This window comes from Microbacterium sp. WCS2018Hpa-23 (genome assembly GCF_031843845.1).
Taxonomy (GTDB): domain Bacteria; phylum Actinomycetota; class Actinomycetes; order Actinomycetales; family Microbacteriaceae; genus Microbacterium.
In genome coordinates, this window is the sequence record NZ_JAVTIZ010000009.1 from 118,555 (window position 1) to 139,995 (window position 21,441).

The 21,441-nt window shown below is 68.8% G+C and carries 16 protein-coding genes and 1 riboswitch; of the genes, 3 read left to right on the forward strand and 13 right to left on the reverse strand.

Features of this window, described 5'->3' with window-relative positions; all coding sequences use genetic code 11:
• Window position 1: 1 nt before the first annotated feature.
• The 5 genes from RQG77_RS15630 to RQG77_RS15650 all read right to left on the reverse strand — a co-directional run bounded on the left by RQG77_RS15630 (window position 2) and on the right by RQG77_RS15650 (window position 5,629).
• Window positions 2–1,291, reverse strand: a complete 1,290-nt coding sequence (locus RQG77_RS15630; RefSeq protein ID WP_311245559.1) for a hemolysin family protein — start codon at window positions 1,289–1,291, stop codon at window positions 2–4.
• 94 nt (window positions 1,292–1,385) lie between these two features.
• Window positions 1,386–2,477: a TerC family protein gene (locus tag RQG77_RS15635; RefSeq protein WP_311245560.1), complete on the reverse strand. Its 1,092-nt coding sequence runs from the start codon at window positions 2,475–2,477 to the stop codon at window positions 1,386–1,388.
• A 241-nt stretch (window positions 2,478–2,718) separates the two neighbouring features.
• On the reverse strand, window positions 2,719–3,516 hold the full coding sequence (locus RQG77_RS15640; protein ID WP_311245561.1) for an energy-coupling factor transporter transmembrane component T: 798 nt from the start codon (window positions 3,514–3,516) through the stop codon (window positions 2,719–2,721).
• A complete protein-coding gene (locus RQG77_RS15645) occupies window positions 3,513–4,973 on the reverse strand; it encodes an ATP-binding cassette domain-containing protein (RefSeq protein WP_311245562.1) in 1,461 nt (486 codons plus the stop codon). Before RQG77_RS15645 ends, RQG77_RS15640 begins: the two co-directional genes overlap by 4 nt.
• Window positions 4,970–5,629 (reverse strand): ECF transporter S component, encoded by a 660-nt coding sequence (locus tag RQG77_RS15650; protein ID WP_311245563.1) that lies wholly within the window; start codon window positions 5,627–5,629, stop codon window positions 4,970–4,972. Before RQG77_RS15650 ends, RQG77_RS15645 begins: the two co-directional genes overlap by 4 nt.
• Window positions 5,623–5,732, reverse strand: a riboswitch (TPP riboswitch). Its footprint overlaps the gene before it by 7 nt.
• 82 nt (window positions 5,733–5,814) lie before the next feature.
• Between RQG77_RS15650 and RQG77_RS15655 the strand changes: the two genes are divergently transcribed.
• Window positions 5,815–7,362, forward strand: a complete 1,548-nt coding sequence (locus RQG77_RS15655) for a D-alanyl-D-alanine carboxypeptidase (RefSeq protein WP_311245564.1) — start codon at window positions 5,815–5,817, stop codon at window positions 7,360–7,362.
• A 174-nt stretch (window positions 7,363–7,536) separates the two neighbouring features.
• Here the strand turns inward: RQG77_RS15655 and RQG77_RS15660 are convergent, their stop codons facing one another.
• From RQG77_RS15660 to RQG77_RS15670, 3 genes are all read right to left on the reverse strand, one after another.
• Window positions 7,537–9,804 carry an ABC transporter ATP-binding protein gene (locus RQG77_RS15660; RefSeq protein ID WP_311245565.1) on the reverse strand — a complete coding sequence of 756 codons (2,268 nt, stop codon included), beginning with the start codon at window positions 9,802–9,804 and terminating at the stop codon, window positions 7,537–7,539.
• The gene (locus tag RQG77_RS15665) at window positions 9,801–11,528 is read right to left on the reverse strand and encodes an ABC transporter ATP-binding protein (RefSeq protein ID WP_311245566.1); all 1,728 of its coding nucleotides are present in this window, start codon (window positions 11,526–11,528) and stop codon (window positions 9,801–9,803) included. Before RQG77_RS15665 ends, RQG77_RS15660 begins: the two co-directional genes overlap by 4 nt.
• A gap of 200 nt (window positions 11,529–11,728) precedes the next feature.
• Entirely contained in the window at window positions 11,729–12,790 is a 1,062-nt protein-coding gene (locus RQG77_RS15670; RefSeq protein WP_311245567.1) for an enoyl-CoA hydratase/isomerase family protein, read from the reverse strand.
• A gap of 121 nt (window positions 12,791–12,911) precedes the next feature.
• Between RQG77_RS15670 and RQG77_RS15675 the strand changes: the two genes are divergently transcribed.
• Window positions 12,912–15,014 (forward strand): ATP-binding cassette domain-containing protein, encoded by a 2,103-nt coding sequence (locus tag RQG77_RS15675; RefSeq protein WP_311245568.1) that lies wholly within the window; start codon window positions 12,912–12,914, stop codon window positions 15,012–15,014.
• A 78-nt stretch (window positions 15,015–15,092) separates the two neighbouring features.
• Here the strand turns inward: RQG77_RS15675 and RQG77_RS15680 are convergent, their stop codons facing one another.
• Window positions 15,093–15,542 (reverse strand): hypothetical protein, encoded by a 450-nt coding sequence (locus RQG77_RS15680; protein WP_311245569.1) that lies wholly within the window; start codon window positions 15,540–15,542, stop codon window positions 15,093–15,095.
• A gap of 145 nt (window positions 15,543–15,687) precedes the next feature.
• Between RQG77_RS15680 and RQG77_RS15685 the strand changes: the two genes are divergently transcribed.
• Window positions 15,688–17,100, forward strand: coding sequence for a DUF222 domain-containing protein (locus RQG77_RS15685; protein WP_311245570.1), 1,413 nt, complete (start codon window positions 15,688–15,690; stop codon window positions 17,098–17,100).
• Between the two features lie 109 nt (window positions 17,101–17,209).
• Here the strand turns inward: RQG77_RS15685 and RQG77_RS15690 are convergent, their stop codons facing one another.
• The 4 genes from RQG77_RS15690 to hemC all read right to left on the reverse strand — a co-directional run bounded on the left by RQG77_RS15690 (window position 17,210) and on the right by hemC (window position 21,435).
• Window positions 17,210–18,532 carry a glutamate-1-semialdehyde 2,1-aminomutase gene (locus RQG77_RS15690; RefSeq protein ID WP_311245571.1) on the reverse strand — a complete coding sequence of 441 codons (1,323 nt, stop codon included), beginning with the start codon at window positions 18,530–18,532 and terminating at the stop codon, window positions 17,210–17,212.
• A 124-nt stretch (window positions 18,533–18,656) separates the two neighbouring features.
• Window positions 18,657–19,634 (reverse strand): porphobilinogen synthase, encoded by a 978-nt coding sequence (gene hemB, locus RQG77_RS15695; protein WP_311245572.1) that lies wholly within the window; start codon window positions 19,632–19,634, stop codon window positions 18,657–18,659.
• The gene (locus RQG77_RS15700) at window positions 19,631–20,422 is read right to left on the reverse strand and encodes a uroporphyrinogen-III synthase (protein WP_259161611.1); all 792 of its coding nucleotides are present in this window, start codon (window positions 20,420–20,422) and stop codon (window positions 19,631–19,633) included. Before RQG77_RS15700 ends, hemB begins: the two co-directional genes overlap by 4 nt.
• Entirely contained in the window at window positions 20,419–21,435 is a 1,017-nt protein-coding gene (gene hemC / locus RQG77_RS15705; protein WP_311245573.1) for a hydroxymethylbilane synthase, read from the reverse strand. The genes RQG77_RS15700 and hemC overlap by 4 nt, the downstream gene beginning before the upstream one ends.
• Between the last annotated feature and the right edge of the window lie 6 nt (window positions 21,436–21,441).

The window sequence follows — 21,441 nt, forward strand, 5'->3', positions numbered from 1 at the left end:
GTCACTCCCGCGCGTCAGACTCCGCATCCTCGTGCAGGACGACCCGGATCTCCGCGATCCGTCGTCGGTCGACGGCGGTCACGCGGATCGTCGCGCCTGGCACCTCGACCGCGTCGCCGACCACCGCGAGGCGTCCGAGCATCTCGGTGACGAAGCCCGCGACCGTGTCGGACGCGCCGCGGGGCAGGTCGATCCCGGTGATCTCGGAGAAGTCCTGCAGGTTGAGACGGCCGTCGAGTGCGCCGCCGGCATCCGGCATCCGCTCTTCCGTGTCGTACTCGTCGAAGATCTCGCCGACGACCTCCTCCACGAGGTCTTCGAGAGTCACGATGCCGTCGGTGCCGCCGTACTCGTCGACGACGACGGCGATCTGGTGGCCGGCGGCCCGCATGCGGGTCAGCGTCGGCAGCACACCGGCCGTCGACGGCACGTACTCGACGGGACGCATGAGGCCGAGCACCGGCCGCGTCGCGTCGTCGGCGGCGGCCTCGAACAGGTCACGCACGTGCACGAAGCCGACGATGTCGTCGAGGGAGGCATCGATCACCGGGTACCGCGAGAACGGCAGCTCCCTCACCTGGGCGATGGCATCGGCGAGCGTCGCCGCACCGTCGAGGGCGACGACCTCGGGGCGGGGCCGCATGACCTCGCTCACCTGGCGGCCGCGCAGCGACAGCACGTCGTCGAGGATCCGGCGCTCGTCGTCCGGGAGGCTCTGATGCGTCGCGACGATGTCGCGCAGCTCCTCCTCGCTGAGCTCGTCCGCCGCCTTGTGCGGATCGCCGCCCAGCAGACGCACCATGGCGTTCGTCGACACCGAGAGCAGCCAGATCACCGGGCGCATGAACGTTGCGAAGCCATCGAGCACCGGCGCGACCGCGTAGGCGAACTGGGCATTGCGCTGGATCGCGAGGCGCTTGGGCACGAGCTCGCCGAGCACGAGCGACAGGTACGCGATCACCAGCGTCAGCAGAACCGTCGCGAGGGTCATGGCCAGTGGGGCCGCGACCCCGAGGTTCTCGAGCAGCGGCGCGACAGAGGGGGCGATGGACGTCGCACCGTACGCCGCCGAGGCGAACCCGGCGACGGTCACACCGATCTGCACCGCCGAGAGGAAGGTGTTCGGGTTGCGAGCCAGACTCGCGACCTTCTCCCCTCGCCGGCCGCGGGCGGCGATCGCGTTGATCTGGCTCTCCCGCAGCGTGACGAGGGCCATCTCTGTCGCGGCGAACACGCCGCCGACGAGGACGAAGACGAACACCAGAGCGATGTTCAGCGCGAGGTCACCCATCAGCGGGTCACCTCACGAGGTGCAGGGGCGCCCGAGGTCGTTCGGGCGCCGGGTCTGTCAGGGTCTGCGGACGCGTCGGAGCGGCGCGACTGGTTCACGAGTGTTCCTTCTGGGTGTCGGCGGTGAGACCGGTGTCAGTGGTGAGACCGGTGTCAGTGGTGAGACCGGTGTCAGTGGTGAGGGATACAGAGGTCGAGGAGGAGTCGTCGATCGCGTCGCGCCTGTCGTCGCGGCGCGTCTTCATGAGGCTGGCGACGGTGGCGACCGCGATGGTCGCGCCGATGAACACCAGCGAGAACCAGATCGGGATCTCGGGCGCCCACAGCATCGGCTCTCCGCCGTTGATGAACGGCAGTTCGTTGACGTGCATCGCGTGCAGCACGAGCTTCACGCCGATGAAGGCGAGGATGACTGCGAGGCCCTGCGCGAGGTAGACGAGGCGCTGCAGCAGACCGCCGATGAGGAAGTACAGCTGGCGGAGCCCCATGAGAGCGAAGGCGTTGGCGGTGAAGACGATGTACGCCTCTTCGGTCAGGCCGTAGATCGCGGGGATCGAGTCGACCGCGAAGATCAGGTCGACGAAGCCGATCGCGATGATCACGAGGAACATCGGGGTGAAGAACCGCTTGCCGTCGCGCTGCACGGTGAGGCGGTCGCCGTTGTACTCGTCGCTCACCGGCAGGATGCGGCGCACGAAGCGCATGAATCGGCCGTTGGCCGGGTTGTGGTCACCCTGCGCGAACGCCTGGCGGTACGCGAGGAAGAGCAGCAGAGCGCCGAAGAGGTAGAAGATCCAGGAGAAGTTCTCGATCAGCGTGGCGCCGAGGGCGATGAACCCACCGCGCATGATCAGCGCGATCACGATGCCGATCATCAGCACCTTCTGCTGGTAGATCCGCGGCACGGCGAACCCGGTCATCACGATCAGGAAGACGAAGAGGTTGTCGATCGACAACGCCTTCTCGGTGAGGTAGCCGGCGAAATATTCGCCGCCGTACGTCCAGCCCGAGACGGTGCCGATGCCGACGCCGAACAGCAGCGCGAGACCGATGTAGAAGGCCGACCAGCGGGCGGACTCGCCGATGGTGGGCTCATGCGGCTTTCGCACGTGGGCGAAGAACTCGTACACGAAGAAGGCGATCGTGACGGCGATCGTGATGATCCACACGAGGGGTGTGATGTTCAAGGGGGTCTCCAGAAGACGTAGGCGTGACTGTGTCGACGCCAAGGTCTTCTCCATCCTCGAGAACGAGGACCGGGGACCCGGGATGCAGGGACATCCGTAATGACGAGCCGCCCGTGGTGGAGTACTCCCCTTGGGTTCACTCGATGCTAGCGAATACATCGGCATTCCAGCTATGAGCAAGCTGAGTATGCGCTGGCAGCGTCGAGCGCCGCCGTCAGAGCGTGGGGCCTCAGGCCCTTCGTCAGGCCGTCGGGCCGAGGATGAAGTTCCAGGCCCCCGACAGCACGGCCACGGTGATCGCCACGATCGGGATCACCGCGGCGGCCACCACGAGGAGCGTGTCGCGTCGATCCCACACCGATTCCCTGGCCCACGACCTCGGTCCGCGTCCGCCGAACCCGCGCGCCTCCATGGCCGTGGCCAACGACGACCCGCGACGGATCGCGAGCACGAACAGAGCGAACGCCATGCCGAGTGCGCGGCGTACGCGTCCCTCGTCGGCGACGCCGCGGGCCCTGCGGGCGAGAGCCAGCGCTCGCCAGTCCTCGACGAGCAGGCCCAGCATCCGCATGCCGGCGAGCGCCCCGACGACGAACCGCGCCGGAAGCCTGACCCGCTGGGCGAGACCGTCGGCGAGGTCGGTGGGATCCACCGTGATGAACAGCACCACCGCGGGCAGACCGATCGCGAGCACGCGCACGGCGGTCGCCGCGGCGAGCGCCAGCGATCCGTCGCTGATGCGCATGACCAGCCATTCGAAGTGGATCGTGCCGCTGGTCGCGCCGTACAGGGCGATCGTGACGGCGCCGAGCGGGGCGGCGATCCACAGCACCGCTGTGCGGGTCCAGAACTCCTTCGCGCGGAGGCCTGCGAGCAGCAGGAGCGGGATCTCGAGCAGCAGCGCGACGGATGCCGACACGACGTCGATCGTCAGCACGAGCGGCAGCGCGATGAGCAGAGCCGCGGCGAGCTTCGCGAGGGCCGAGCGCGGGGCGATCGGTCCCGGTCGTTCGATGCGGGCGGTGAGCGGATCGATCATCGGCCGACCTCGATGCGGCGAGCGTGCAGGGCGTCCAGCACCGCCTCGTCGTGACTGATCGCGACGATGGCCGTGCCCTCGTCCCGGAGCCGGGCGATCAGGCCGACGAGCTCGGCCCAGGTGGTCGCATCCTGTCCGAACGTGGGCTCGTCGAGCACCAGCATCCGGGGGCGCGTGGCGAGGGCGGCCGCGACGGTGAGCCGTCTCTTCTCGCCGCCCGACAGCGTGTAAGGATTCGCGCCGGCGAGCGACGTGAGCCGCAGCCTCTCGAGCAGGTCGTCGACCCGCACGGCGATCTCGGCCTCCGGGAGCTTCAGGGCTCGCGGGCCCACCGACAGCTCATCCCGAACGGTCTTCGCGAGCAGCTGGTGCTCGGGCGTCTGCATCACCGTCGCGATGCGGGTGAGGAGAGCGCGTGACGACCAGCGGAAGGGATCGCTCCTCTCGCCCGCGGCGAGGGCGGGGAGCGCCGAGACCACGCCGCTCTCGGCGGGGATGAGCCCCGCCAGCGTGAGCCCGAGAGTCGACTTGCCGGCGCCGTTCGCGCCTGTCACGCCCAACGCCTCGCCGGCGCGCACGTCGATGTCGAAGGGACCGGCCACCGCCAGCCCGCGCCGTCGGGAGACCGAGAGCCCTCGAGCCTCGAGCAGGGTCTCCCCCGGGCGCTGCGACGGCGCCGGCGGGGTGGCGGGCGGATGCCCCGGAACCCACACGCCGGATGCCGCGAGCTCCGCGCCCCGGGCCCCGAGCACCTCGTCGGGGGTGCCGTCGGCGAGGACGACCGTCCCCTCGGGGGCGGCGCCGAGCACGATGACGCGGGTGACCAGCGGCAGCCAGACGTCGATGCGGTGCTCGATCACGACGAGGGTCGCTCCGCTGACGTCGAGCGCTGCGGCCACCGCATCCCGCACATCCTGCACGCCCTGCGGATCGAGGTTGGCTGTCGGCTCGTCGAGCAGGATCGCGCCGGGGCGCATCGCCAGCACCCCGGCCAGGGCGAGGCGCTGCTTCTGTCCGCCCGAGAGGGCTGCCGTCGACCGATCCAGCGCGACGTCGAGATCGACGGCATCCAGCGCCTGCCGCACCCGCTGCCAGATCTCGTCGCGAGGGACACCGAGGTTCTCACAGCCGAACGCGACGTCGTCGCCTACCCTGGCGAGGATCGTCTGGGTGTCGGGGTCCTGAAGGACCATGCCGACGCGTCCGCGCGCATCGGTCGGCTTCTGCCCGTCGACGAGCAGCGCACCCTGCGTCTCGCCCTCATCGGCCCCGCCGAGCACCCCGCCGAAGCCCTGCAGCAGGGTCGATTTGCCCGAACCCGAGGCGCCGAGCAGCAGCACCCGCTCCCCCGGCTCGATGCGCAGGTCGATGCCGCGCACCGCCCAGCGCAGCCGCGTCGCGTACCGCCACCCCCAGCCGCGGGCTTCGAGGGTGGCGGGTGTCGTGGGCGAGGTCACACCCGTGCGGTGACCTCGCGGCCGGCGGCGAACCGACCGAGAGCGCCGGTCGCCGCGAGTCCTCGGGCGATCAGCCAGGCGCCGAGCCCCGCGATGATCGCACCCGAGATGGTCGTCGAGACGATGTAGACGGTGGTGAACAGCGTGTCAGCCCCGGCGTACCAGAGGATGCGGTCGTTGATGCCGCACGCGAGGCCTGCGCCCGCTCCCGCGAGCATGACGACGGGAAGGCGCCAGACGCCGTAGAGGAAGACGAGGAAGATCAGCTCGGCACCGAGGCCCTGCACGAGGCCCGAGACGATCGTGAGCGGTCCCCAGGCGTTGCCGACGAGCGCCGAGATGATGGCGGCGACCAGCTCGGTGTAGAGCGCGGCGCCGGGCTTGCGGATGATGAGACCGCCGAGCACTCCGGCGATCAGCCATGGACCCGCGAGCAGACCCTGCACGCCGGGAAGCAGCGGGGTGAGGATGGTGCTCGGCACCTCGTACCCGACGTTCCAGAGCAGGAAGACCAGGGCGCACGCGACGGCGATGACGCTGGCCACGACGATGTCGACGACCCTCCAGCGCCACAGCTCCGGGCGACCGAGGCCCTTCGAGGGGGATGCAGTGGCAGATGCCGATTCCGTGCTGGATCCGGACGTGGATGTACTCATCAGTGACTCCTCCCTGCGCTGGCATTACCCAGATCAGGTTCGACGGTCGAAGCGCGATTCGCTCCCTCTCAGCCCGGCTCGCCGGACTCCCGTGGTTGTTCTCATGATCTTACCCAGTGCCGACACTCGCGTCTGCTCCTGTTGCAGCGCCGCGGATCTGCGTGCGAGTTCGGTACCGTGAGGAGGTGACCGCTCCTGAATCCGCCGAGGCCACCGCCTCCGACGCGCCTGCTGGCGACGCGCCCGGGGTCGACGCGCCCGGGGTCGACGCGCCCGGGGACGATGCGACGAGCGCCATCCCCGCGACGCCCGCGACCGTCGTCGAGGCTGACGCGCTCACGGTGTTCGACGACGAGCCCGAGGCGCAGTGGGCGGGGGCCGCGAGCGGAGGCACACCGCTGACCTGGGTCGATCCGGTCAGGGTCGCCGAGGAGACGACCGGCGGCTCGCTGGACGACACCGCGGGCACCGCGTCAGGCGCCGCGCTGCTGAAGGATGCTCGGCTGCGGCCGGCGATCGCGCGGCCGGGAGCTCTGGTGCCGCTCGGCGTTCTCGTCGGACTGGTCGCCTCGTACGCGGGGACCACCATGCTCTGGCCTCTGCACGAGGTGGCGCCGACCGTGCAGGCGGTCGAGATCACACCTACCGCTGCGGACGCGGCAGCGATCTCGTGGCCCACGCAGGGAAGCGGCGCCGTCGGCGTCGGCGGGCTCTCCACCACCTCCTCGTCTCTCGATGCCGCAGCGATCGCGAGTGTCACGAAGGTCGTCTCGAGCCTGATGGTGCTCGAACGGATGCCACTCGCCGTGGGCGAGCAGGGCCCGGAGTTCGCCTTCACCCGGGCCGACAATCTCGCGTACTGGGACTATCGGCGCTCGGACCAGTCGGCGCTCGACGTGCCCGTCGGCGGCACGCTCACCGAACTGCAGCTGCTGCAGGGGACCCTGCTGGGTTCTGCGAACAACTACATCGACCGCCTCGCCAGGGAGATCTGGGGGTCGGAGTCGGCGTTCTCCTCCGCCGCCACGGTCTGGCTGCGCGACCGCGGTCTCGACGGCATCACGATCGCGACCCCGTCAGGGTTCGACGCCCGCAACACGGCCACGCCCGAATCCCTCATCGCGCTCGCCGAGATGGCGATGCAGAATCCGGTGTTCGCGGGCATCGTGGGCACTCCCTCGATCGATCTGCCCGGCGCGGGAACCGTCACGAACACGAACGGGATGCTGGCGGATGCCGGCGTCGTCGGCGTGAAGACCGGCACGCTCGGCGACAGCTGGAACCTGCTGACCGCGAAGGACATCACCGTCGACGACATCACGGTGCACCTCTACGCCGCCGTGCTCGGGCAGGCCGATGACGAACAGCGCCTGGCGCAGACCCGGTCGCTGTTCTCGCAGGTCGAGACCGCGCTGCAGTCGCAGGCACCGGCCGTCGCGAAGGGCACGGTGGTCGGGACCGTCACGACCCTGTGGGGAACGACCACAGATGTCGTCGCTGACGCCGACGCGAACCTCGTGATGTGGAACGGGGCGACCGCACAGGCGACATCGACCTTCAACCTCGGGGAGAACCGCGAAGACGGCGACGAGATCGGCACGATCACGAGCGTCGGACCGCTGAACACCGTGACGACGTCGGTATCGCTGGCAGACGACGTGGACGCACCGAGCCCGTGGTGGCGGCTGACTCATCCGCTCGAACTGTTCGGACTCACTGAAGCGCAGCGCTGAGCCGGGGAAGCGCAGCGCTGAGCCGGCTCAGTCCCGGAAGCGCGCATCACCCGGAGCCCGCAGGGCTCGGAAGCCCATCACTCCCGCCGTCCCCGTGCACTGGGAAGCCCGCACGCAGACGCCCCGCCTCGAATCAACGGGGCGGGGCGTCGGTCGGTTCACGCTGCGTTCGCGTCAGCCGTTCTGACCACCGGAGTCCGGTCGCTCGACGATCGCCTGGGCTGCAGCGGTCTCGGCCGCAGGGGTCTGCGCCCCCACCGAGGCACCGACCTGCGCGGCCGCCGCTACATCTTCGGCGTCGCCGCTGACGACCACCGGGGTCGATCCCGTGAGAGCGTCCTCGGCGTCGATGTCGGTCGCCGCCTGTTCGAACTGCGACTGATACAGACGCCAGTAGGCGCCCTGCGCGGCGATCAGCTCGTCGTGCGTGCCCTTCTCGACGATGTCGCCATGCTCCATCACGAGGATGAGGTCGGCGTCTCGGATGGTCGACAGGCGGTGGGCGATCACGAACGACGTGCGTCCCTGCCGCAGAGCGGCCATCGCGTGCTGCAGCAGCAGCTCGGTGCGCGTGTCGACCGCCGATGTCGCCTCGTCGAGAATGAGGATCGACGGCTGGGCGACGAACGCCCGCGCGATCGTGATCAGCTGACGCTCACCCGCCGAGACGTTCGACGCGTCCTCGTCGAGCACCGTGTCGTACCCCTCGGGCAGGGCGTGCACGAAGCGGTCGACGTACGTCGCCTTCGCAGCCTCGAGAACCTCGTCGTCGGTCGCGGTCGAGCGGCCGTACCGGATGTTCTCGCGGATGCTTCCGGCGAACAGCCACGGATCCTGCAGCACCATGCCGGTGCGCGAACGCAGCTGGTCGCGCGTGACCTCGGAGATGTCCTGACCGTCGAGCAGGATGCGCCCGCCGTTCAGCTCGTAGAACCGCATGATCAGGTTGACGAGCGTCGTCTTTCCTGCCCCGGTGGGGCCGACGATCGCGACGGTCTGGCCCGGCTCGACGCGGAACGAGAGGTCGGTGATCAGAGGACGCTCGGGCGTGTAGGAGAACGCGACGTTCTCGAACTCCACGACGCCCTGGCCGTCTGCGAGCGCCGGAGCGTCTGCGTCATCGGCCTCCTGCTCCTCGGTGTCGAGAAGCTCGAACACCCGCTCGGCCGATGCGGTTCCCGACTGCACGACCGCAGCCATGCCGCCCAGCTCCGACAGCGGCTGCGTGAACTGCTGCGAGTACTGGATGAACGCCTGCACGTCACCGAGGCGCAGCTGGCCGTTCGCGACCATGAGCCCTCCGAGCACGGCGATGCCCACATAGGTGAGGCTGCCGACGAAGGTCATCGCGGGCATGATGATGCCCGAGAGGAACTGCGCCTTGAAGCTCGCCTGGAAGAGCTCCTCGTTCTCGTCCTTGAACTTCTCGAGGGCGTCCTGCTCGCGTCCGAAGACCTTCACGAGCGCGTGGCCCGAGAACGCCTCCTCGACGCGGGCGTTCAGTCGACCGACCTTGCGCCACTGCGTGCCGAAGGCCTTCTGCGACCTCGGTCCGATCACACCGAAGATCACACCCATCAGCGGGAGGGCGACGAGCGCGACGAGAGCGAGCTGCCACGAGATCGAGAACATCAGCACCAGCACGCCCACGACCGTGAGAACGGCGGTGATCGCACCGGACAGCGACTGCTGCATGGTCTGGGTGATGTTGTCGATGTCGTTGGTGACGCGCGAGATCAGGTCGCCGCGCTGCACCTTGTCGAAGTACGACAGGGGCAGACGGTTGATCTTCGCCTCGACCTGCTCGCGCAGGCGCCACATGGTGCGCACCATGATGACGTTGATGACGTAGCCCTGGATCCAGCTGAGGAACGCAGCCACGATGTAGATCGCGAGGACAGCGATGATGACCCACCGGAGCGCGTCGAAGTCCACCCCGTCGCCGACCTGGAAGCTGCCGAGCGCCGCGACCTGGTTCGCGAAGTCGTCCTGTCCGCCCTGGCGGAGCGTGGCGACCACGTCGTCCTGCGACGTTCCGGCCGGGAAGCCGGGGAAGTCGCCGTTCGCCTGCCCGAGCTGCACCGAGATGAAGCCCTTGTAGATGAGGTTCGTGGCCTCACCGAGCACCTTCGGCGCAGCGACGGTGAGCACGACACCGACCGCGCCGGCGATGGAGACCAGGATGAACCACACGGCCGAGGGCTTGAGCAGTCCGATCATCCGACTGAAGCTCTTGCCGAAGTTGTCGGCCTTGCCCGGTGCGACGCTGTCCCAGCCGCCGCCGTTCTGGCGCGCCTTCTCGGCGAGCTCGGCCTCGTACTTCTCTTCGTCCGTCAGTTCCGGCTCGGCCGTCGCGGCCGTCGCGGTGGTCGCCGTCGCCTCGGTCGCTGTCGCCTTGGCGGCGCGGCCCCGACGCGTCTGGGGTTCGTTCTGCTCGCTCATGCGTCCACCCCCAGCTGCGACTCGACGATCTCTCGATAGGTCGTGCTCGTCTCGAGGAGTTCCTCGTGCGTGCCGACGCCGACCATGGTGCCCCCTTCGAGCACGACGATGCGATCCGCATCGGTGATGGACGAGACGCGCTGCGCGACCACGATCTTGGTCACGTGAGGCAGCTCGCGCCACAGCGCCTGCCTCAGATGCGCGTCGGTGGTGAGGTCGAGCGCCGAGAATGAGTCGTCGAACACGAGGATCTGCGGCTGCCGCACGATCGCACGGGCGATCGCGAGACGCTGACGCTGCCCGCCTGAGACGTTCGTGCCACCCTGCGTGATCCGCGAGTCGAGGCCGTCGGGCATCTCCTCGACGAAGTCGCGACCCTGCGCGATCTCGAGGGCGTGCCACAGCTCTTCGTCCGTGGCGTCTTCGCGGCCGTAGCGCAGGTTCGATGCGACGGTTCCCGTGAACAGGAACGGACGCTGGGGAACCAGTCCGATGGTCGCCCACAGCGACTCGACATCGGCCTTGCGGACGTCGGTTCCTCCGACGAACACCGCGCCGCCCGTGGCATCGAAGAGTCGAGGGATCAGCGAGACGAGCGTGGTCTTGCCCGCACCCGTCGAGCCGACGATCGCCACCGTCTCGCCGGGCTCAGCCGCGAAGCTGATGCCGGTGAGCACGGGCGAATCCGCGCCGGGGTAGGTGAACTCGACGTCGTCGAACGCGACAGCACCCGGAGCAGGGAAGTCGGTGACGCCGTCGGCCGGGCGCTCCATGCTCGACTTCGTGTCGAGGACCTCGCCGATGCGCTCGGCCGAGACGGCGGCGCGCGGGATCATGATCGCCATGAAGCTCGCCATGATGACGCCGCCCATGATCTGACCGATGTACTGCATGAAGGCGAAGATCGTGCCGACCTGCACGGTGCCGCTGTTGACCTCGATGCCGCCGAACCAGACGACCGCCACGACCGTGACGTTGAGGATCAGCATGAACAGCGGGAACAGGAGCACGAACAGCGAGCCGACCTTGCGCCCGACGACCATGATGTCGGTGTTCGCCTCACGGAATCGCTCTTCTTCGATGCGCTCGCGCACGAAGGCCCGGACGACGCGCACGCCGGTCAGCTGCTCGCGCATGACGCGGTTCACGGTGTCGAGCTTGCCCTGATAGCTGCGGAACAGCGGAACCATGCGGCTCACGACGAGACCTGCGACGATCAGCAGCAGCGGCACGGAGACCGCGATCAGCCAGCTGAGACCGATGTTCGTCTGGACGGCGAAGATGATGCCGCCGATCGCGAGGAGCGGCGCGGTGACGAGCATGGTGGCGCCCATCATCGCGAGCATCTGCACCTGCTGCACGTCGTTCGTGTTGCGGGTGATGAGGGAACCGGCCCCGAACTGCGAGACCTCGCGTTCGGAGAAACCGCTCACCTTGCCGAAGACGTCGGCGCGGATGTCGCGGCCAGCCCCCATCGACGCACGGGCGGCGAAGTAGGTGGCGATGACCGAGGCGATGATCTGGCCGAGCGACACGGCGAGCATGAACAGACCGGTGCGCCAGATGTAGTCGGTGTCGGACTGAGCGACGCCCTTGTTGATGATGTCTTCGTTGAGACGGGGAAGGTACAGAGTCGCGATCGCGCTGGCGAACTGGAACACCAGAACGGCCACGAGCAACCACTTATAGCGGGACAGATATCGAACGAGGATTTTTCCCAGCACAGGCGGACTTTCTAGGAAGGATGAAGCGACAGATCTCTCGACGGGCGGACGCAGGCCGACGATCGCGCATATGACAGAGTGCCACGAACCGCGGACATTCGTATCCCCCTGTGGGTGGACCTTCGCTGACAGCGAACCATTCCGCCTGCGGCCAGCCGTTTATGCGCGGCGGCGAACAACCACGGATATATCGATGTACGTCAGAAGAGGGGGCGATCGGGCACGAACTCGCGTGCCTCGGCACCCGCATCCGGAGCAAGATCGGCGATCTTCGCGGGATCCCACTGCGGGTTGCGGTCCTTGTCGATGAGCTGCGCGCGGATCCCCTCGACGAGATCGGGGTGATGCGTCACGAACCACATCACGCGGCGGTACTCGCCCTCGAGCGCTACGCGGAGATTCGGGAGCGCTCGAGCCTCGCGAACCGCGTCGAGCGTCACGGCGAGGCCGGTCGGGGCGAGGCCGTCGAGCAACTCGGCGGTGGCGATGGCATCCGCCGTCCCCTGCTCCTGCAGGCGCGCGACGATCTCGGCGACGGTGTCGGCGGAGAACGCCTCGTCGATCCACGCGCGCGCGGCGGGCAGCTCGGACGGATCGGGCGTCTCGTCGAACAGCAGTACGATCTCGGCCGGCCCGGTGGGATCGGCACGGTACGCCAGCGCCTCGCGCAGCGCGTCGAGGCGGTCGGACGGGACGAAGTGATCGGCGAAGCCCATCAGCACCGCGTCCGCTCCGTTCATGGTGCCGCCCGTGAGACCGAAGTACTCGCCCAGCCGGCCGGGTGCGCGACCGAGCAGCCACGTGCCGCCCACGTCGGGCGTGAAGCCGATGCGGGTCTCGGGCATCGCGAGCTTCGAGCGCTCCGTGACGATGCGGATGGCCGCGTGACCCGAGAGGCCGACACCTCCACCCATCGTGATGCCGTCGGCCAGCGAGACGACCGGCTTCGAGTACTCGGCGATCATCGCGTTCAGTGCGTACTCGGCACGGAAGAACTCCGCGGTCTCGTCGGCTCGATCAGCCACGATCTGCGCGTGGAGTCCGCGCACGTCGCCGCCCGCGCACATCCCGCGCTCGCCCTCGCCGTCGATCAGGACGATCTGCACATCCGTGTCCTCGCGCCATGCCTCGAGCGCCTCGGTGAGCAGCTGGATCATGCCGAGATCGAGGGCGTTGATCGCCTCGGGCCGGTTCAGCGTGAGCCTGCCGAGCGCGCCTTCTGTGCGGACGAGGACCCGGGGAGCGGCGATGGAATCGGTCACGGGTGCCACGTTACCCCTCGACCGCAGCCTTGCATTCGGGTGGGTTTGTGCGGTAAATGCGCGATCCGGCGGCTTTTCCGGCAGGATAGAGAGAACTGCCCACTGCAACGAGAGGTCGCAGATGCCCGACGGACAGGTGCTCGAGTTCACGCGCGTCACCAAGCGATTCAATGACGTGACGGCGGTGTCCGACTTCTCCGCGCGAGTCGAGCCCGGTGTCGTGACAGCCTTCCTCGGCCCGAACGGAGCCGGGAAGACCACGACACTGCGGATCCTCCTCGGTCAGGTGCGCGCCAGCTCCGGCACGGCCACGATCGGCGGGGTCGCATTCTCGGAACTCCGCCACCCCCTGCGCACCATCGGATCGGTGCTCGAAGAGACGGTGTACCGCCCTCGACGTTCGGCTGCCCGCCAGCTGACCATGGCGGCCAAGGCCAACGGCATCCCGCTGTCGCGCGTCGACGAGGTCCTCTCGCTGGTCGGTCTCGAGCACGAGAGCGAAGGGCGCATCGGCAGCTTCTCGCTGGGCATGCGTCAGCGACTCAGCGTCGCCCACGCCCTGCTCGGCGACCCCGGTGCCCTCGTGTTCGACGAGCCCGCCAACGGACTCGATCCCGAAGGCATCCGCTGGATGCGCCTGCTCATGCGCCGCCTCGCCGACGAGGGCCGCACGGTTCTCGTCTCCTCGCACGTGCTGAGCGAGATCGAGCAGGTCGCCGACCATGTGCTCGTGCTCTCGAAGGGGCAGCTCATGCTGTCCAGCGGCATCGAGAAGCTCGCAGACCCGTCTGCCGGATCGGTCGTCGTGGATGCCGCGGACCGCGCCGCGCTGAAGGCGGCGCTCTCGGCCGCCGGTCTCGAGGTCGAGGTGCTCCGCTCCGGACTCACCGTCCGCGGCAGCAACGCCGGAAAGGTCGGCGCCATCGCGGCATCGGCCGGCATCGCCCTCACCACTCTGGTGCAGCGCGGCCCCACCCTCGAAGACGTGTTCATCGAGCTCGTGCGCGGCGGCACGCTCGCACCGCACGCCATCGCGGCAGCCTCGCAGTTCATCGTCCCTGAGGCCGGGGCCGGGGCCGGGGCCGGGGCTGGGTCGTCGGATGCTTTGCACGACGCCGCTCCTGCGACCACGGTCCTGCCTGCAGTGATCGGCGAGACACCTGCAGACGCCTCCGTCGAGACGGCGGACGCCTCCGTCGAGACAGCTGCAGATGCCTCCGTCGAGACGGTGGACGCAGAAGACGGATCGGACGACGCTGAAGATGCGCCTGCGGACGACGCGGCGAACGTCGACGAGGGCGCGGAGATCGACGCCGAGGCCTCCGAAGCTGAGACTGCTACGGAATACTCCGCCGAACCTGAGGGCTCGGATGCTGCGGATTCAGCTGACTCGGGACAGGCGGACGCTGCTGCTGAGACTGACGCTGCTGCTGAGACCGAAGTTGCTGCTGAGACCGAAGCTGCCGCGGCGGATGCCGCTGAGGCCAAGGCCGACGACGCTGCCTATGCGGCGGCTGCGGCGCGAGACATCGAGCACGCGGCGGCAGAGCTCGGCTACGCGGCCGACGCATCCGACGCGAATGACGCCGAAGACGCGGCAGATGTCGTTTCGGAGGCCGCCGAGTCGGACGAACACTCCGGGCACGACGCGGATCCCGACGGTTCATCCGACGATGGCGACGTCGCCTCCGAGGAGGGCGCCCGTCCCTCGTTCGACGACATCCTGTTCGGGAACGCGACGGCAAACGATGCGGAACCGTCCGTCAACGCTGATGCCGGCTCCGAGAACGAGTCCGTACCCGCAGCCGAAAGCGTCGACGAGCACTCCGGAGTCGAGTTCTTCACCGAAATTCCGGCATCCGATGAGTCGGCATCCGACGAGACGGTCTCCGCTGACGGCGCAGACTCGGCTTCCGGCGAGGGAGACGCGTCGGACGACGACCCACGCTCTGCGGCTGTCAGCTCGATGCTCGCCGCAGCCGCACGCGCCTACTACGAGGACGAGCCGAAGGACTACCCGCTCGGCGAGTCGGAGGCATCCGAGGAGCAGCCGGACGCTCATGCCGAGCACCACGAGGGTGAGCACCACGAGGGTGAGCACCACGAGCAGCACGATGGCGGGCACCACGACGGTGAGCACCACGAGCAGCACGAGGGCCAGCACCACGACGGTGAGCACCACGAGCAGCACGAGGGCCACGCGGGCGAGCACCACCAGTCCTGAGGCCGCGCCGCCGAGCTTCATGCGAACGCCCTCTGCGCCGAAAGGCTGCGGAGGGCGTTCGCTCGTTCTGGGGCCGGGTCAGGCCGGCCGCGGACGGATCACCGGGCGACGGCTGCCCTTCGACACCGGAGTCGGCGACGTGGCGACGATCTCCTCGACGTCTGCCGGCTCATCGGAGACGTCGAGCCTGAGCGCCTGAGTCAGTGCGAGGCCGTGCCTGGTCGTGAGGATCAGCCGCCGGTACTGCTCGTCGCCCGCGAGGTCGATGACGACACTGGGGCGACGCCGACGGATCAGCACGAAGTCCACGCTTCCGGCGGCCTTCCACGTTCCCGCGGCGAGAACGCCGGGGATGTGCGTTCCGGGGTTCGGCACGCCGCGCAGCCAGGTCCATGCGTCGTCGATCAGCTGCACCTTGGTGATGGTGTCGCGAACGAGTCGTACGTTGTCACGGTGGAAGCTCGCCGCACGCTCGATCGGCGAGAGCACGATCTCGAGTTGCGTCTGGTCGAGCAGCAACGTCACCATGCGTCCAGTCTGCCAGCGGCACCCTCCCAGATGTCTGTGTCTTGCTCACAGGAAGGCAACGATCCGTTGTCGGTTCCCACGATTCCACCCCTCTCCCATTCCGATGTTCCGCTCGAGTTTCGAACAAATCTACTAGACTCAGAGCATGACATTCGCCACCGACAACGGTCTCGAGCAGCGCAGGGAGCTGCTCGATTCCTGGGTCGAGAAGCGGCGACAGATCGCCTGTCTCGAGGCGGAGGCATCTGACCTCCTCGCCGAGCGAATGCGGCTCGCCGGAACGGATTCCGATGACAGCCCGTTCCACCGTGATGCGATTCATCGATCGATGGTCGCAGAATACTCAGCAGCCGGCCGCATGACCCAGGGCAGTGTCGAATACGCCTTCACCGACGCAGTCTTCCTCGACGCCAGCCATCCGCGCGTGCGCGAGGCGTTCCGGCGCGGCGCCATCAGCGGTGCACACGTCCGCGAGATCGTCCGAGCTGCCGGAGTCGTGCGCGAGGCGGTGAACAACGGCCGAGCGGATGCCGACGTGCTGCCCCTGTACGACACGGTCGCTGTCATCGTCGCCGAGCGCGAGACCGCTGCACGCACGCGTGTGCATCTGCGGGAGCTGGCTGCGGTGCTGTCGGGCTCGACGACCACCGAGCGCCACGCACGAGCGGCGTCGGAGCGCACGGTGACCGTGCGGCCGGCAGGAGACGGGCTCTCCGTCCTGACTGTCGTGCTCCCCGAGCACCTCGCGACGGCAATCCTCGATCGCCTCACTCAGCTCGCTCACGCCGTCATCCGCGGACGGGACGACCGCGAGCCGGCGCTCGAGCCGTTCGATGACGGCGAAGATCCGATCTACCCGGAGGACATCGCTCACGACGATCCTTCACGCGATGACTACGCGATCTTCGGCGACGGGACGTTCACGACCGACCCCACCTGCCCCACGGGGCCCGCGGTCGAGCACATCCCGGCAGATACGCGCACGATCGATCAGGTGCGCGCCGATCTGCTGATCGACCTCCTGCTCGCGTCCGACCCGAGCGCCGCCAACGGCGCGGGACTCGACAACATCCAGGGACGGATTCACGTCACGAGGGCCGCAACCACTCTCGCCGGGTGCGACGATCGTTCCGCCCAGCTCGACGGGCACGGCCCTCTTCACCCCGACATCGCGCGTGACCTCGCCGGCCGCAACGGCGGGTGGTCACGCCTGTTCCTCGATCCGACCGGCCTGGTCGTCGAGACCGACACCTACCGGCCCACCGAGCCGATGCGACGGTTCCTGCGGGCCCGAGACCAACACTGCCGATTCCCCGGATGCAGAATGCCGGTGCATCGGTGCCAGATCGACCACACCTTCGATCATGCGAAGGGCGGCAGGACGAACATCCACAATCTGGGTCATCTCTGCGCGACCCACCACGGGATCAAACATCCCGATGTCGGTGACGACCACAGGTGGACGGCGCACCAGCTTCCCGACGGAACGATCGACTGGCTCAGCCCACTCGGGCGCACCTACAGGGATTCACCGCGACGGCGAGTGATGTTCGTCTGAGGAAAGCGCGCTCGGCTAAACGAAACGGGTTTGTCTGAGCGAAACGGATTTGTCTGAGCGAAACGGATTTGTCTGAGCGAAGTGGGGCGCCGACGGTTCGGCCGGCGACTCAGGCGGTCGCCTGCGCTGCGGCACGGGCAGCGATCGGCAGTGCGGCCTCGATGCGCTGCAGCTCCTCTTCGCCGTGAGCGGCGGTGAGGAACCATGCCTCGAACACGCTCGGCGGCAAGGCGACCCCTTGCTCGCGCATGGCGTGGAAGAAGGGTGCGTATCGGAACGACTCCTGTGCCTGCGCCTCGGCATACGTACGAGGCGCAGATGCTCGGAAGGACGCGCTGAACAGGCTCCCCGCATGGGCGACGGCGTGCGTGACACCGGCATCGGTCAGCGCGGTGTCCAGCGCAGCGGCGACGCGAGCGGCCGCCGCATCGACCGTCGCGTAGACCTCCGGGGTCGCGAGGCGCAGCGTCGCGAGGCCAGCTGCGACCGAGAGCGGATTACCCGAGAGCGTGCCCGCCTGGTAGACGGGCCCGAGGGGCGCAAGCATGTCCATGACCTCGGCACGTCCGCCGAGAGCCGCCAGGGGCATCCCCCCGCCGACGACCTTGCCGAAGGTGACGATGTCGGGCAGGTAGTCCTCCCCTGCCGCAGCCTGAAGCCCCCAGAAACCCGCGGGGTGCACACGGAAGCCCGTCAGCACCTCATCGAGGATCAGCAGCGCGCCATGCGCGTGAGCGGTGTCGGCCAGCAGACGGTTGAATCCGGGCGCAGGCGGCACCACGCCCATGTTGGCGGCGGCCGCTTCGACGATCACCGCAGCGATGCGATCGCCGTGCTCGGCGAAGACCGCAGCCAACGCGTCGGGGTCGTTGTAGTCGATGACCAGAGTCTGAGCCGCGATCGGCGCGGGAACACCCGCGGACCCCGGCAGCGCGAGCGTCGCGACGCCGGATCCCGCCGCCGCGAGTAGGCCGTCGGAGTGCCCGTGGTAGTGGCCGGCGAACTTCACCAGCAGGTCGCGGCCTGTCGCACCACGTGCGAGGCGGATCGCCGTCATGGTGGCTTCGGTGCCCGTCGAGACGAGACGCACGCGCTCGATGGGCCGGACCTCGCCGAACCGCACGCGGTCGGCGATCAGCTGGGCGAGTTCGACCTCGCCCTCGGTCGGAGCGCCGAACGAGAGCCCTCGGGTGGCAGCCTCCTGCACAGCGGCCACGACCTCGGGTTGCGCATGTCCGAGCAGCGCAGGACCCCACGAGGCGACCAGGTCGACGTACTCGTTGCCCGCGGCATCCGTGACCGTCGCGCCCCTCGCAGACGCGAGGAAGCGCGGCGTACCGCCGACGGAACCGTATGCGCGCACCGGCGAATTCACGCCGCCGGGGATCACCGTGCGTGCGGCGGAGAACAGGTCGTCATTGCGGTCGGTCACAGCACACTCCTCAACGATGCGCGGAGCTCTCCCGGCATCCCCTCCAGGCTAGCCCGCACACCTGAGCACCGGATTCAGACGAGAACGCGAGAACAGCGACTCGGACCGAGAAGAGAGAACTCGCTCAGCCCCGCAGCCAGCGCGCGGCTTCCGTCGCCCAGTAGGTGAGGACGACGTCGGCACCCGCCCGGCGGATCGACAGCAGGGACTCGAGGATCGACGCGCGACGATCGATCCAGCCGTTCGCGGCAGCGGCCTCGATCATGGCGTACTCGCCGGACACCTGGTATGCCCACACCGGAATATGCACGGTGTCGCGCACCTCGCGCAGCACGTCGAGGAAGGCCATGGCCGGCTTCACCATGACGATGTCCGCGCCCTCCTCCTCATCGACGACGGCTTCGCGCACGCCCTCGCGGCGGTTGCCGGGGTCGAGCTGGTACGTACGGCGATCGCCCGTCAGCTGAGAGTCGACGGCCTCGCGGAACGGGCCGTAGAACGCGCTCGCGTACTTCGCGGCGTAGGCGAGCAGAAGCACGTCGGTGTAGCCGTCCGAGTCGAGCGCCTCGCGGATGACGGCGACCTGGCCGTCCATCATGCCCGAAAGGCCGAGCAGCTGGGAGCCGGCGCGGGCCTGCGCCAGTGCCATCGATGCATAGCGCTCGAGCGTGGCGTCGTTGTCGACCGAGCCGTCTGCCGCGAGAACGCCGCAGTGCCCGTGGTCGGTGAACTCGTCGAGGCACAGGTCGGTCTGCACGACGAGCGCGTCGCCGACCTCGGCGGCGAGCACCTCGGTCGCGACGTTCAGGATGCCCTTCGGGTCATCCGCGCCCGAGCCCTGCGCATCGCGCACGGCGGGCACTCCGAACAGCATCACGCCGCCGACACCTGCCTCGGCCGCCTCGGTCGCGGCCTTCCGCAGTGAGTCGAGCGAGTGCTGAGCGACCCCGGGCATGGAGCCGATCGGCGCGGCCTCGGTGATGCCCTCGCGCACGAACAGCGGGAGCACCAGCTGACGCGGCTCGAGAGATGTCTCGCGCACGAGGCCACGAACCGCCGGAGACTGGCGCAGTCGGCGCAGCCTGACGTCGGGGAAGCTCACGGCGCCAGCTCGTCTGCCGCGTGCGGGAGGGTGAAGGTCGACACCGCGTCGATCAGCGCATCCACGGTCTGCTTGTCGGCGACGACCGTGATCGGGAGGCCGGCCTTTCCGGCATCCTTCGCAGTCCGAGGACCGATCGCCGCGAGAAGCGTCTCGTCGGGGATCTCGGGGAACTGCTCGCGCACCTGCGCCGCGACAGAACCGCTCGTGATCAGGATGGCGTTGATGCGGCCGTTCTCGACATCGCGCTTGATGCGATCCGTCACAGGCACACCGACCGTGCGATATGCCACCACGCTGTCGACGTCGTGGCCCGCCTCCTGCAGCAGCACGCTGAGCACGGGCTTCGCGATCTCACTGCGCAGGGCCAGGATGCGGCGGGGCTGCGTCTCGAGAGCGATGAGCTGCTCGGCCATGCCCTCGGCCGAGTTGTCCTGCTCGGGAACGAGAGCGACCTCGTATCCGACGGCCTGCAGGGCGGCAGCCGTGGTCTCGCCGACTGCGGCGATCTTCGTGCCGCGCGGCACGACGGCCCTGTGGGCGAACATCACGTCGACGGTGGTCGCGCTCGTCACCGTCAGCCAGTCGTACGACCCGCCGGCGAGCTGTGCGAGCGCCACGTCGAGCGCTGCCTGGTCGGTGGTCGGCGCGAAGTTGATCAGCGGCGCGACGACGGGCACCGCGCCCTGCGCGCGCAGGCTCGCTGCCACACCGTCGCCCCACGGGCCTCCGCGGGGTACGAGGATGCGCCAGCCGTCCAGCGGTCGGTCCTGCTTCGAATTGGTCATGATGAGGAATGCTCTCGGGAGACGAGGTCGGCCGCCCCTTGCTCGAGCAGCCGATGGGCGACAGACAACCCGATCTCGCGTGCTGCGTGCATCGGGTCTGCACCACCGGCAGCATCCGCTCCGTTGCCGCTGCCGTTCCGACGAATATACTCCCCGTTCAGGGCTTCGGTGACGTCGAGGCCGATACGCCGGGCCCCGTCGGTCGCGTAGACCACTGTCCTGACGCGGATCTGGTCGCCGTCGACGACAGCGTGTGCGGCCATCGGCGCCTGGCATCCCGCGTCGAGTCCTTCGAGCACAGCACGCTCCACCGTGACGGCCAGTCGGGTGGCCTCGTCGTCGAGTTCGGCGAGCGCCGCGAGAAGCTCCTCCGGAGCATCCGTCCGGGTCTCGACCGCGAGCGATCCCTGCCCCGGTGCGGTCGGCCACTCGGCGAGACCGAGCTCCTCGCGCCGGAGCGGCGAGTCGGAGCCGAGACGCGACAGTCCGGCCGCCGCCAGGATGACGGCATCCAGCTCGCCCGTTGCGACCCGCTGCAGACGGGAGTCCACGTTGCCGCGGATGTCGACGACCTCGGCGTGCGGAGCCCTGCGGCGCACCTGGGCGATGCGCCGCGGCGAGCCGGTGCCGACCTTGCTGCCGGAACGAAGCTCGTGCAGCGGCGTGCCCCCACGAGTGATCGCGACATCGCGGGCGTCCTCACGCACGGGGGTGGCAGCGATCACGAGGCCCTCCGGGATCGCGGTGGGCAGGTCCTTCAACGAGTGCACGAGGAAGTCGCACTCCCCCGCGAGCAGTGCCTCACGCAGACGGGTGGCGAAGATGCCCTGACCGCCGATCTCCGACAGCGAGGCACGGTTCGTGTCGCCCTCGCTCGTGATCGGAACGAGCTCGACGGCTCGTCCGGAGATCTTCTCGAGGGCGGCGGCGACGTGACCGGACTGCGCCTGCGCGAGCGCGCTGCGGCGGGTGCCCAGTCGGATCGGTGTGGTCCGAGTGCTCTGAATCGTCATCGTCGG